This window comes from Streptomyces sp. bgisy100 (assembly GCF_057709105.1).
The window spans coordinates 97,867-110,845 of record NZ_JBYITE010000006.1; the positions used below are offsets into that span (position 1 = coordinate 97,867).

Annotated in this window: 11 protein-coding genes; 5 read left to right on the top strand and 6 right to left on the bottom strand. The window is 71.3% G+C overall.

The window, feature by feature from the left end:
• Nucleotides 1-242 precede the first annotated feature (242 nt).
• Entirely contained in the window at nucleotides 243-1,355 is a 1,113-nt protein-coding gene (locus AC3EQ1_RS06355; RefSeq protein WP_432093279.1) for a glycosyltransferase, read from the bottom strand.
• A 427-nt stretch (nucleotides 1,356-1,782) separates the two neighbouring features.
• Between AC3EQ1_RS06355 and AC3EQ1_RS06360 the strand changes: the two genes are divergently transcribed.
• Complete coding sequence (locus AC3EQ1_RS06360) at nucleotides 1,783-2,901, top strand: DUF6183 family protein (RefSeq protein ID WP_432093280.1); 1,119 nt, start codon at nucleotides 1,783-1,785, stop codon at nucleotides 2,899-2,901.
• A gap of 125 nt (nucleotides 2,902-3,026) precedes the next feature.
• Nucleotides 3,027-3,623, top strand: a complete 597-nt coding sequence (locus tag AC3EQ1_RS06365; protein WP_432093281.1) for a DUF2867 domain-containing protein — start codon at nucleotides 3,027-3,029, stop codon at nucleotides 3,621-3,623.
• Between the two features lie 57 nt (nucleotides 3,624-3,680).
• On the opposite strand, the gene AC3EQ1_RS06370 is transcribed toward AC3EQ1_RS06365, so the two are convergent.
• Nucleotides 3,681-4,190, bottom strand: a complete 510-nt coding sequence (locus AC3EQ1_RS06370; protein ID WP_432093282.1) for a mycothiol transferase — start codon at nucleotides 4,188-4,190, stop codon at nucleotides 3,681-3,683.
• 494 nt (nucleotides 4,191-4,684) lie between these two features.
• Here AC3EQ1_RS06370 and AC3EQ1_RS06375 point away from each other — a divergent pair, with 494 nt between their 5' ends.
• A complete protein-coding gene (locus tag AC3EQ1_RS06375) occupies nucleotides 4,685-5,305 on the top strand; it encodes a hypothetical protein (protein ID WP_432093283.1) in 621 nt (206 codons plus the stop codon).
• 149 nt (nucleotides 5,306-5,454) lie between these two features.
• On the opposite strand, the gene AC3EQ1_RS06380 is transcribed toward AC3EQ1_RS06375, so the two are convergent.
• The 4 genes from AC3EQ1_RS06380 to AC3EQ1_RS06395 form a co-directional block, all read right to left on the bottom strand.
• A complete protein-coding gene (locus AC3EQ1_RS06380; RefSeq protein ID WP_432093284.1) occupies nucleotides 5,455-6,699 on the bottom strand; it encodes a serine hydrolase domain-containing protein in 1,245 nt (414 codons plus the stop codon).
• A 217-nt stretch (nucleotides 6,700-6,916) separates the two neighbouring features.
• Nucleotides 6,917-7,981 (bottom strand): chitinase, encoded by a 1,065-nt coding sequence (locus AC3EQ1_RS06385; protein WP_432093285.1) that lies wholly within the window; start codon nucleotides 7,979-7,981, stop codon nucleotides 6,917-6,919.
• A gap of 564 nt (nucleotides 7,982-8,545) precedes the next feature.
• Complete coding sequence (locus AC3EQ1_RS06390) at nucleotides 8,546-9,328, bottom strand: calcium-binding protein (protein ID WP_432093286.1); 783 nt, start codon at nucleotides 9,326-9,328, stop codon at nucleotides 8,546-8,548.
• Between the two features lie 71 nt (nucleotides 9,329-9,399).
• On the bottom strand, nucleotides 9,400-10,182 hold the full coding sequence (locus AC3EQ1_RS06395; RefSeq protein ID WP_432093287.1) for a calcium-binding protein: 783 nt from the start codon (nucleotides 10,180-10,182) through the stop codon (nucleotides 9,400-9,402).
• 904 nt (nucleotides 10,183-11,086) lie between these two features.
• On the opposite strand from AC3EQ1_RS06395, the gene AC3EQ1_RS06400 reads away from it, so the two are divergent.
• Nucleotides 11,087-12,163: a Gfo/Idh/MocA family protein gene (locus tag AC3EQ1_RS06400; RefSeq protein ID WP_432093288.1), complete on the top strand. Its 1,077-nt coding sequence runs from the start codon at nucleotides 11,087-11,089 to the stop codon at nucleotides 12,161-12,163.
• A gap of 386 nt (nucleotides 12,164-12,549) precedes the next feature.
• Nucleotides 12,550-12,894, top strand: a complete 345-nt coding sequence (locus AC3EQ1_RS06405) for a hypothetical protein (protein ID WP_432093289.1) — start codon at nucleotides 12,550-12,552, stop codon at nucleotides 12,892-12,894.
• Nucleotides 12,895-12,979 lie beyond the last annotated feature (85 nt).

Sequence of the window (12,979 nt, forward strand, 5' to 3'; positions counted from 1 at the left end):
TCCACGGTGCGGCCCCTTCCTCCCGTGAGGGGGGCCGCACCCCGGGGCGTTCCGGTCGCTCCGCGCGACGGAGGGGGCCGGCAGGCGTCTGCCTGCCGGCCCCCGGTATTTCGGTGCTGACCTCGCCAAAATCAGTGCACCGAAAAGGAGTTGGCACCCATTGTCGGAGTTCGCCATCCGACCTGCCGGACGGCCTCCGACACCCCACGCCTGTGGCGGCGGACCGCACCGTGCGGACACCGCTAGAGGCTGTCCCGGATTTCCATGAGGTCCAGGGGCGGCAGCTGAGACAGCTCGGCACTGGCCGCGCTCATGGCGGCCCCGTAGCGCGAGGCTCCCAGGAGCGCCGTCAGCGCGTCGGCGATCTCGTCCCGTCCCGCCGTGACGTCCAGTGCCCGGCCCAGGCCGCTGCGGGTGAACGCGGCGGTGTTGTCGGGCTGATCCGCCAGCACACCCAGGCCCAGGACGGGCGTTGTGCCCTGCACCGCGTCGAGCAGGGACGCCCGGCCGCCGTGCGTCACGAACACGTCGGCCCGGTGCAGGAGCGCGGGCTGCGGGGCGTGCTCGACGACCTCGATGCGGGGGCTCGTGCGCGGCAGGTGCTGCGCGAGGTCTCCCGCGGACACGATCGCGTCGCAGTCGATGCCGCGGAGTGCGGCCATGATCTCCCGGTACACGTTCCCGACGGCGGTCCGCAGACCGGACATCGCGGTGGTCAGCGTGCCGAGGCTCACGTAGACGAGCGGGCGCGACGGGCGGAAGGAGGGGGCACGGGCCGGCCACTCGGGGAGGACGGTGCGGAAGTCCGCGACGATGCGTCGGACCGCGCGCGCCGAGGGCGGGGGCGTCTCGTAGAACCAGTGGACCGGCGCGGGGGTGAGCATCGGGGGGAGCGTGGGTGTGTCCTGCTCGTGCTGCTTGTAGAGGGGAAGCAGCGCGGGCGCGATGTCGGTTTCCCAGAGATCCAGGAGCACCGGGCCGAGGCCGTTGTCCCCGGCGAGCAGGGGCAGTTGCAGGGCCCTCGCCGCGAGGTGCGCGCCGAGGTCGCTGCACTCGGCTATCACCAGATCGGGCCGCTCCTGTGTCCACGCGGTCAGCAGATCATGGGCCTTCGCCTCGGCCTGTTCGGGCCAGAGGTGGCCGAAGACGTACCGGTTGAAGGGGGCGTTTCCGTACCTCTGCCAGACCTCGCTCGCCGCCTGCTGGACGACGGGATCGCACGTCCAGTCCGTACCGGCGCGCGAGAACTCCACCCCGCGTCGCCGGGCTTCGCGGCGGAACATGAGGGGGGCGTGGAGCGTGACCTGGTGGCCCTGCTCAAGGGCGGGGCAGGTGATGTAGTCCAGCGCGGACACGTGTGAAGGTATCGGTTCAGCGGTGATCGCTATCCGTAAGGCCACCGAGGCACTCCAAGCTCTTTCATCGGGTCGACGCCCGGGCGGACAGCAGCCTTCGGCCGCTTCGACCGTGCTGCGGGGGGCCTCGGTGGTCCGGCGTTGCCGAGGCGGCTCGAGCCTGCGGCAAGATCTGTCCCAGCCGCCACCAGCGACGGGCAGTTCGGGATACGGGAACGTCCGGACCAGCCGTGACCAGCAGATATACGGGTCGCCTGGAACGCCGGAACGGAACGCCGGGCAGCTTTCGGGCATCCTTGGCGCCGAGTGAGGCCCCGGCCTCCGGCCTGATCCCGGCCCGGAGACGGCTGCACAGCCGCACGGCCGAGGGGACTCCGAGCGGTGGGCCGACGCCGTGGGGCGTGACGAGACGACAAGAAGGTGGCGCATGACGGGGCGGAGTGAGCTGGAAGCGGTGGCCGCGTCGCGGGACTCGTGGGACACGGCCGAAGGCTGGGCGAGGCAGGGCGACGCGAAGCAGGTCGGCGCCCTCGGCCGGTTGCTCGCCGAGCAGTACGAGGCTGCCGCTAAGGCGGTGCGCGGTCTGGACTCGCGGCTGGGGCACCTGATGCGGGTGCTCGCGCTCACACCCGGCAGGCCCTTCGTGGAGCAGCTGCTCGTGCTGCATCGCGAGAGCCGGGAGCGTCCCGAGGGGATGCGTCCCCGCCTGCTCGCCTCCCTCATCGCGGAGGGGCAGCCCCTCCGGGACGCGGCGTACGTGCTCTCCGACGAGGCGACCAGGTCGGGTGACGAACTCAGGGTGTGTCTCTACCACGAGTTGTTGCTGCGCGGTGAGAACGCCGATGAGCTGCACCGCCTCGCGGGCACCGCGTTCATCGTTCCCGAGTGGCACCGCCTCGCCTGGCTGCCGGACCGGCTGGCCGGCATGGAGTACGGCGGGGAGTTCCCCGGCCGTTCCTACCGGGGAGCCGTCGGTGTGGGCTACCCGGGCATGGCGTCGCGGCAGTGGGTGGACGCGGCCGCGCGGCGCGCCGCCGCCCGGTACCCGGTCCACGAGTCGACGCCGGCGCATCTCGTCGAGGCCATCGGCGGGCCGCCGTCCGTCGGCGGATGGGGTGGCTACGAGGCTCGGGTCTTCACCTCGCGGGAACGGATCGACCCGGTGGACCTCCCCGGTGTGCTCGCCGGACTGCCCATGGACTGCGTGGCCGGGCTGGACGAACTGAGCCGCTTCGAGGCCGGGCCCTGTCCGCTGGACGAGGTGTGGCAGACGCTGTTCGCGACGGCCTCGGCCGGCGGAATGTACACATCCGGAGTGCACGGTGCCTACGGGCGGCTCAGCGCCTGGCGCTCGATCGCCGGACTCGTCGGCGCGAAGCGGGACGCCGGCGCGGCGGAGGTGGAGCGGCTGGCGGCGGCCTCCACATGGTTCCGCTTCGAGGCCGGCACCGAGTGGTTCCACAACGAGATCAACGACTACGGGATCGCCGCCGTGGCGCCCGGTGGCCGCCGGATCGCCGTGCTGGCGGCCACGGACACGGACTGAGCAGGTCCCCTGCCTCCGCCGCCCGTTGCATGCCGTTCGGTCCCCTGGCCCCTCTCTCCCATACGGTGCCGTACGGGGGGTGCTAGCCTTCTTCCATACGGCACCGTATGGAAGGGGGTCCTGCTGTGAGATTGCCTGTGACCGCGCACACCGGCCGCCCCTGGCGGATTCACGAGATCGCCGGCGACTTCCGGGTCGAGGACGTGTGGGAGCTGCCGACACCCGGCGGTCCCGACGACCTGGAGTGGCTGGTGCGTCAGATGGCGAACGGGGACGGGGCGCACCGCACGTCCCCGGTGTCACGGCTGCTCTTCGCGCTGCGGTGGCGGCTCGGGCGGCTCCTGGGCTGGGACGAGCCCGGTGCCGGCCTCGGCGACCGGGTGGGGACGCTGCGGGACCGCCTGCCCGCGGACCTCCGCGAGGGGCCTCGGGGCCCGGACTCCCGGGGGACTCCGTTCACCTCTCTCTATCTGACGCACGACGAGTGGGCGACCGAGACGGCCAACCGGACCGTGCATGCCGTGATGCACATCGGGTGGGTACCGGACGGCGCCGGCGGCCATCGGGGCCGGATGGCCGTTCTGGTGAAGCCGAACGGCCCGTTCGGCGCCCTCTACCTGGCGGCCATCAAGCCCTTCCGGTACGTCGGGGTGTACCCGGCGCTGCTGCGGGCGATCGGCAACCGGTGGCAGGCGACGGCCGACGAGCGGAACGCGGCCTGACGGGCGGGCCGCCGGCCGACCTCAGCGGCGTTCGAGTGCTCCCCGGACGATCCGACCTCAGCGCCGTTCGAGTGCTCCCCGGACGAATGCCGCCTGACCGGCGTGCTGGAGGTCGTCGGCGATGACGCTCACCAGCCGGACCCCGAGGGTCACCGGGGGATTCCACGCCTCGTCCACGACCCGGTCCAGCGCCGCACCGCGAAGCCCCCGCACGAAGCCGAACGTCTGCTCGTGGACGGCGTCGGCATAGCCCAGCAGCAGACCGGCGGACTGGACGCGTACCTGCCCGACCTGCCTGCTCGAATGGCCGAAGCCGGTGGCCTCCACGGGGAACGGCAGCGCGAATTGCTCCGCCCACCCCTCGGCGCTCCACACCTGTTCCCGGCCCGCAGCGTCGGCGATGTGGTCGTCCTGAATCCGGGTGAGGTGCCACACCAGCCAGGCGATCGAATTCGCCCCGGGATCGACGCGTGCGTGCAGATCCTCGGCCGAAAGACCCTCGACGGCTCCGTGCACGGACTCCTGAATGCGCTCGAACGCATCGATGAGCAGATCTGCGGTGTTCATGAGGCGGTCCCCGGTGGTCGTGGCTGGGGTGCGGACCCCTCAACCTTGGCGTGCCCCGGGGTGCGGTGCCGTGTGACACGCCCCTCCGGGGGCGGCAGCGGACGGCAGTCGCCCCGAAGGGGCCGCGAGCAGGCTCCGATGAGGCGTGCCGCGTGACATGGCCGTGGCCCGCGGGCGGGGCTCCGGTGCCGGGTTTCCCATCCTCCCGCTCACGGGGTCGTCGGCGGTATCCCGGGCACCCTTTCGGATGACCGGGCGTCCGACGGCCGGCCGCACCGCACACGTCAGGAGTACCGGCCCGCCGCAATCCGCACTGCAGTCAGCCGTGCGGCACCGCACGGCATACGACGCTCCCCGTGAGCCACCGGGGTGAATTCCGCGAACCCGTTCTGGTTGCGGTGTTCGGGCGCGCTGCCATATTGGGTAACGCTCGCGTCTTTCTCCAGTCAGTCGGGAGAAGAACACCGGGCATGTCCCCGAGTAAGGAGTGAGGAATGCGCACCTCCGTCACAGTGTCTCTCCTGGCTGCACTTTCGGCTGCCACTCTTGGCTTTGCGGGTTCGGCTGCCTCTGCCGAGGAGCTGCACACCCCCGCGAGCAGCAGGACGCAGGACGATCCCGCGGACAGCCGAATGCAGGATGAATACACGGATGACCAGATGCAGGAGGAATCCGCGGACAACGGGCAGGGTGACGAGTCCGAGGAGAACGCATCGCGGCAGGACGAGTCCGCGGAGAGCCGTGGGCAGGAAGAATCCGCGGAGAGTCGTGGGCAGGACGAGCCCGCGGTCGAGAACTGGCAGGAATGGCCCGCGGGCAGCATTGAATGTGCCAATGGCGAGCAGACCGTTTCCCCCTCCGTCGGCGGAGTTGTCGGCGAGGCGTCCCAGGAGCCGCAGGGATCGGTCGTGTGCCAGGTCGGTGAGGGAAATTCAGCCGTCACCTACCAGCCGAGCATCTTTTTCGTGAACACCGGCACGATCGCCATTTCCCCGGCACCGACCCAGGTCGCCTCGGCCCCGGCGCAGGACGCCTCCGCGCCGGCCCAGGACGCCTCGGCCCCGGCCCAGGACGCTTCCGCGGCGGCCCAGGCCTCGCCCGCTCCGGCTGCCTGAGCGGATCCCCGCACGCCCGTCCGCAGGCCCTCACCCTTTCCGTGAGGGCCTGCGGCACGTCCCGTGGGGGCCGGGCCACTGCATTGCGAGGGTTCGATCCCGGGGACGGGGCAAAGGCCTGCTGCCGTCCCCGGGTTGACCGGTGAGGCTCAGCGGAGGGTGTTGCGTGCGGCGGAGAGTGACGGCACGGTGCCGGCCGATGCCGCGGACGTGCCGCACAGGGCCTTCGACAGCAGTTTCTCGAAGTGCGCGCCCTGCGAGGGGTCTTCGCCATAAGGGTTGACCGACAGCGCCACCCGGTGACGTCCGTTCTCGCTTCCGAGCATGGCCGTCGAGTATCCGTCGATGCCGCCCAGGTGACCCCACTGCGGTCCGCAGGAGGTCCGGATGCGGATCACTCCGAGTCCGTAGTCCGCGCCCAGTTCGGGCGCCGGAACGGTCTTCTTCATCTCCTTCAGCTGGGCGGCCGGCAGCAGACGGCCGCCGAAGAGCGCCGTGAAGAAGCGGTTGAGGTCCCGGGTGGAGGAGATGCCGGCGCCGGCCGCGTCAGCGACGCTGGGGTTGAGGCGGCTGATGTCCACCGGCCCTTCGGGCAGCGGCAGATAGCCCTTGGCGTGCGGTCCCGGAATGCGCGTGGAGGTGGAGGGCATGCTGGTGTCCGCCAGCTTCAGCGGGCGGATGATCCGCCGTCCCACCTCGCGCTGCCAGGTCCGCCCCGAGACCTCGTCGATGAGCATCCCGGTGAGCACATAGTTGGTGTTGGAGTACTTCCAGCCGCGGCCGGGCGGGAAGTAGGGGGCGTGCCGGCTCGAGATGTCCGCCAGTTGCTGCGGGCGGTAGCTCTTCCAGCGGCCCTCGGCAAGGTACCGGCGCAGATCCGCCTCGTTCTCGATGGCGAATTGCGGGTCGGTGGTGTAATCGAAGAGACCGCTGGTGTGGTTGAGCAGCTGCCGGACGGTGATCTTCCCGGCGTTCGGCACCACACCGGGCAGATACCGCTCCACCGGGTCGTCGAGCCGGATCCGCCCCTCGGCCACCAGTTGCAGGGTCACCGTGGAGAGGAAGGTCTTGGTGACGCTCCCGATCCGGAACCTGCCGTCGGCCCGGGCCCGTGCCCCGGTCGCGAGATCGGCCTTACCGGCGGCTCCGCGCCACTCGACGCGTCCGCGGTCACGCACCTCGGCGAGCGCCGCCGTCGCCCCCGCCTTGTCGACCAGGGCCCTGAGTTCCGGCCCCAGATCGGTGGGCCCGTGCCGGCCCTCGGACACCGGTGCCGGTGCGGCCGGGGCGGCCGACGCCACCGGTGCGAACGCCGGCAGACTTGCTCCGGCCAGAACCAGAGCGCACACCCGGAGTCCGATACGGCGTCGGACCGATAACTGCGTGTCGGTCATGTGAAGTCCCTCCCGGGGCCGGACGGTCGGCCCCCTCACGCCAAGGTTCTCAGCCCGGGCCCACGCGGCGCGTCCTCCCACAGGAGCAGACCGGACTTCCTCCCCGGGAAGGATCCCGGGACGGCCGGGCGGGCCCGGCTGATCGCCGGGACCCGCCCGTGGCCGGCCCTCCCGCGAGCGGCGGGCCGCGGCCCGCAGGGCCGTCGAGACCGGCGTGTCAACGCGAGGACGAGCTGAATGCCTTGGCGAAGTCGTTCGCCGACTGGTCGACGCCGCTGCACGTCGCGGCGGCACGGCCACCGGAGCCGCCGGGGCACGCCTTGTCGCGGCTCGCCGACCACATCGACACCCATGCCATGTCCTTGGACCGGGCGAAGCGGGCGACCTTGGCCGCGTCGGCGACGGTGAAGACCTCTTCCTTGACGTCGTTGACCCCGATCATCGGGGTGACGGCGATGCGCCGCCAGGTCTCCGTGTCGGAGGTGCCGAGGACGCCCTTGAGCGCCTTGTGCGTGTTCTCGACGGCGTCGATGGCGTAGTCCCCCATCCTTCCGTCCGGGTCGGGTGCCGGGGACGCGCCGTAGTTCATGGCCATCACATTGACCGCGCCGATGTCGACACCGTGCGACTTCGCGTTGCGCACCAGCGACACGCCGTCCGGGGTGAGGCCGCGGGGGAGCACCGGCAGGGTGAACGACACGTCCAGGCCCGGGTGCGACTTCTGCAGCGCCGCGATGGCCCGGTTCCGCCGGTCGTTGCCGGCGTCGTCGGCCAGTGCCCCGTTCTCGATGTCGAAATCGACTCTTTTCAGCTTGTAGCGGTCGATCACCTGGGAATAGGCGGAAACCAGCTTCGGGACGGACGGGCACGACCTGGCCAGCTCGTGGCCGCTCTGGCCGCCGAAGGAGACCCGGACGTCGCCGTCGGCCGACCGCAGGTCGCCGAGTTTCGCCGCCACCCGGTCCTGGCCGAGCGGGGTGGAGCCGCCCCATGCCGGGGTGCAGCGGCCGCTCGGCCCCACGAAGGCCAGTGTGTAGTCCTTCACGCCGATGGTCCGTGCGGCGCCCGTCACATCGAAGGACGCCGCCAACGAGGTGTCGACGTACGGGGCGAAGGGCACGGACACCGGCTTCGGCTCCCGGGGGGAGGGGGCCGAGGACGGCGGATCGGCGTCGTCACGGCCGGTGGGGGCGGGGCTCGCGGCCGGCGGCCGGTGCGCCGCCGGGTCGCCGTCGTCGCTCAGGGCCCACGCCGCACCGCCGATCACACCCGCGATCACCACGGCGCCGGCTGCCGGCCACGCGCCCCGGGCCAGGCCCCCCGCGGTGGACCGGCGGGATATCGCACCGTCGGTATCGGGCTCGCGGGCCGCAGTTCCGTGGCGCGGTTTGCGCCGTTGTCCGGTGGGGCGTTGGGGCGGGAGGGAGGTCATAAGACCCTTTCGGCAGGGGGTGGTGCAAGATTCACATGGTAGTGGGGCCTCCCATCGCGTACCCCGGGATCGGCCGGACGCCGCCGGACCGGCGAGGATCAGCCGATGTCGGGAATGCGCAGGCCCGCGCCGCTGGAGCAGCCGAGCCTGCGGGGCCGACCGAACCCCGCAGGCTCTGTCCGCGCGCGGGGGAGCCCCGTCACCACCCGAACCACGCGAAAGGGCAGCGGAGAGGCTCTGTCCGCGCGCGGGGAGCCCCGGCCCGCGTCCGTACCATCTCTCCTGCCCTGCGCCGGAGAGGCGGTACCGGTGAACGGTCCGGCACCGTCGGCCCTGCGGCCCCGGTACCTCTGTGCCGGCTCGCCCGTCACCGTCGGGCCCCGCGCGACCGTGGCCCGCTGAACCGGCTGCGGATCAGGGACAGTTGGCCATGGAGTCGCCCGCGTCGCGGGTGCACGAGTCGAATCCGAGACCGCCGTCGAGGCTGTCGTTGGCGTTCACCCCGTCGCGGGTGTCGAGGGTGTCGCTGCCCTCGTGTCCGGCCAGGCTGTCGTTGCCGCTGCCTCCGATCAGGGTGTCGTTGCCGGAGTCCCCGTTCAGGGTGTCGTTGTCCTCATTGCCGTTGAGTGTGTCGTTACCCGCGTTGCCGTTGATGGTGTCGTTCCCGGCCAGTCCCGAGATGGTGTCGTTGCCGGGGCCTCCGTTGATGGTGTCGTTCCCCGGGGTCGCCGTCGCACGGCCGGTGACCCCGGCCGGTTCGTCGCCGACGAGGCGGTCCGCGTGGGGCCCGCCGTTGAGCAGGTCCCTGCCACCGCCGCCGAAGAGCGTCGCCGGGGCGTCCACGTTCGGGGACACGGTGATGTCGTCGTCGGCGTCCTGTCCGTTGACCAGCACGGCCGTGGGGAGCGGGCAGGCCACGGAGTTCTGCGACCGCGCCTCGCACGGGGCCACCGCGCGCACCTCGTCCCCGGTGTCCGACACCAGGACGATGCCGCCCTGGCGGCGCACGGTGATGTCGTTCGCCACTCCTTGGCCGGCCGTGACCACCAGGGTCCCGGCCGTCAGCTCGACCACGGTGGCGCCCGCGGTCCGCCCCGGTGCGTCGGTGAGCCGGGTGGCCCAGGCCGAGGGCCCGGTCCACGCGGCGCAGAGCAGCGCCCCGGCCGACAGGATCACGTGACTGCGTCGCACGGTCATGGCGTTGCGTCTCCTTCGTGGTGGTGCGGCGGCGGCTCGACGGGGGCTCTCCGGTGCTCCGGTGTACCGGGTCACGGGCACTCCGTGACGCTGTCGCCCAGGTCGGCGGTGCAACGGTCGGCATCGGTGCCGCCCTGGACGTAGTCGTTGCCGCTGATCTCGTCCACCGCGTTGATGCTGTCCCGGCCGGGTCCGCCTTCGACGAAGTCGTTCCCCTCGCCGGCGACCACCTGGTCGCCACCGCCACCGCCGCTCACCACGTCGTTCCCGGCCGCGCCGTTGATGGTGTCGGAGCCGTCACGGCCTTCGATCGAGTCGTTGCCGGTGCCGCCGAAGATCCGGTCCGCACCGCCGGCACCGGTGAGCGTGTCGTTGCCGCCACCGCCGGAGAGGAAGTCCGCCCCCTCGTCACCCTCCAGGGTGTCGTTGGCGTTGCCGCCCTGCAGACTGTCGTCCCCCGCGCCACCGACGACGGTCACTCCCGGAGTCGCCAGGGACGAGGTGACGCTGTCGTTCTGGTCACCGGCGTTGACGACGAGCTCGGTGAGCGTGCCCGCGGCCGGGCAGACCGCCTCGATGGCGCTGACCGCGACGCAGCCGCCGAACGCCGCGACGGCGTCCCCGGTGTCCCGGATCCGGATGGTGTCACCGGCCTGCCACACGGAGATGGTGTTGCCCCGGCCCACGCCCGCGGTGACGGTGACCGATGTGCCGTTCTTGCTGACCAGCGTGCCGGCCGAGCCGGATCCGGGCGGCTGTGCACCGGGGGTTGCGCTCGCCGGGCCGGTGAGGCACAGCGTGCAGCCGAACACCGTGGTGAGGAGTGCGACGGTGCGATGAAGCCCTCTGTTCATGACCTGCCTCCTGTGGAGATGCGCGCGGAACGAGAACGATGGGTCGTACGGAGCTGTGCTCGTGCCCGGCCCGTGACGGTCACCGGGGTGCTGCCGCCGCCGTGTGCAGGACCGAGGGGGCCCCGGGGGAGCGGCTGTTGGGGCTCAGGGCGGCTGGGCAGGTGCCATGTGCGTCGGGCGCTGCCGGGTTCCGTATTCGCGTGTGCAGGGCGCGGCGCGGTGCTGCGCCACGCGGAATTCCGGTCGAACGCCCGGCTGTCGGAGCCGGGAACGCCGGGCGGAGCGTGTGCACGGTCGGAAATACTTCGGGGCGGAAGGGTGACCATGCGATCGGGACCACGGATCAATGCCTGAGCGAAAAGCAAAAAGTGAAAAGCGGGACGGACCGGGGAGCTCGCGGAGCCGACGTGCGTACGCGGACATGCATGGCGCGGACATGCGTGGTGCGGACATCCGAGGGCGCGGTGTCGAGCGGTACCACTGCTCGGACCTGCACCGCAGTGCTGCGTTCCGACGATCGCGGGTGGGCCGTCGCCACGCCGTCCACGGGTCGTGAACGGCGCTGCACACCGCCCTCATGGCTCGCGCCATGGCGGGCGCCGGGCGAAAGCCGGCCGGGCCCGAGTATGCCGCGTGGCGAACGGAGGGAGGAGACGGTTTACCGCCATTGCGCCGGTGATCCGGTGACGGACCGCCGCCAATTCTTGACGTGCGGGAATGCCGGAATGGGAGCGAGGTGCCGCACGAACGTCCGTGTCGCGGATGGCGGAATCATGCGGAGACGCCATCGAACGGCGGGAGCGGCGTACCGGTGGCCGCCCCGCAACGCTCGTCGGCCCGTCCACCGGTCCGGCGCCGAAAACCGGTTGCCCAACCGGTGGTGGACACCCCGAGGATGGCTTCCATGAGGACAGGAGTGATCGGTCTGCGGATGGGGCTCCATATCGCGACCTGGTGTCAGGAACTGGGCATGGATGTGGTGGCGGCCTGTGATCACGACCCGGAGCGCCGGGCCGCGGCGAGGGAACGATTACCGGGCGCGGCCCTGACCGAACGCTGGCAGGATCTGCTGGAGCAGCGCCTCGACGGGGTGGTGATCGCCAACGACTTCGACGCCCACGCCCCGTTGGCCGCCGCGTTCCTCGAGCGGGGTGTGCATGTGCTGTCGGAGTCCGCGGCCTGCACGGACGCCACGGAGGGCCGGCGGCTCGTCGCGGCGGCGGAGCGGTCCTCGGCCACCTACTCCTTCGCCGAGAACTACGTGCTGCATCCCCATGCGCGCGCCCTCCGGCAGGCGATCGACGGCGGTGAACTGGGCCGGATCAGCCTGATCGAGGCCGACTATCTGCACGGCATGTCCCCGGAGGCGGTCACCGCGCTGACCGGCGATCCCACCCACTGGCGAGGCCGGATCGCGCCGACGGCCTACTGCACCCACACCGTTTCCCCGGTTCTGGCGCTCACGGACGCGTGGCCCGTGGAGGTGACGGCGTTCCGGGCCGACGAAGCCGATCCCCGTGCCGCGGTCGTGATGGTGGTACGGCTCTCCACCGGTGCGCTGGCCGTCACCCGGCACGGCTTCCTCCAGGGCGAACCCGACAGCCACTGGAGTTGGCTCTCCGTACGCGGGACCCGGGCCCTGGCGGAGTCCGTGCGCGGGCAGGCCGAACGGTCCTGGTCGGTGCGGGTCAGAGCGGAGGGGTGGACCCGGCCGGACGGCGGCACTCACGAGGAGGAGCGCACCCCGCCCGCCCTGACCGCCGCGGGGCGGACCGTGGAACGCGCGGCCGAGGGCACTGTGCTGCTGCTCCAGGGGTTCCGCGCCACGGTGGAGCAGGGAGCCCCGCCGCTGATCCCGGTACGCCCCGCCGTCGCCGCGTCACTGGTCGGCGTGGCCGGAGCGGAGTCGTTGCGGGACGGCTCACGCCCGGTGCGGGTTCCCGATGTCTCGGGTGCCGTCGAAGGGCCTCGGCCCATCTGAGCCGGCACGGGGCCGCGGTGTGGTGCTTCGCCCCTGGTACGGCACATCGACGCTGATGTCCGCATGCGCCCATGCCTGCCGACCTTCTCATTCCTCGCTGAATGAGTCCCACCCGATACCAAAGGCCGGGAAACGGGCATGAGGTGCGGGGGCCGATCAAGCTGGACCGGCTGTGCGAATCGGAATTCACGCAGCCGGAGCGATCGGCGATCGTGCATCGCAAGGGCGAAATGCCATAAAAGGGGATTGTCCCCGCGGGCGCCGGGGCTTTTGGTGCCGCGGTGCCGTTGATGTCGGGAATGGGGAATCCGAAATGATGCCGAGCAGTTATCGAATCGCAGGCGCGGGCCTGGTTTTGCGTACTCGGCCCCGGCTATGTGCAGGGCATGAGCGATACCCGCGAACCCATGCCCGCAAACGGACCCTATGGTGCCTATGACCGAAACCACTCCGGTGCCGGTGCACATCGAACAGCCCTGATCCTGCACACGATCGGTGATGTGGCCGCAGGCTTCCTGGGGCTGTGGATCCTGCTGTACCTGCTCGAAGCCAACCAGGGAAATGTCTTCGTCGATTTCGTGCACGGAGTGGCCGACTGGCTCGCCTGGTGGTCCCAGGACATTTTCACCATGGAGAGCGAAGGCGTCCGGGTTTTCCTCAACTACGGTCTCCCGGCGGCTCTTTACCTGCTGATCGGGCACGGGATCGCCGCGCGGGTTCGCCGCGTCTGACCCCGGACCTCCGCACTCCTGGAGCCGTCAGAAGGTCCGCGATCATGTCGCGCGGAACGATCGCGGACCTCTGGCCCCGCCTCCT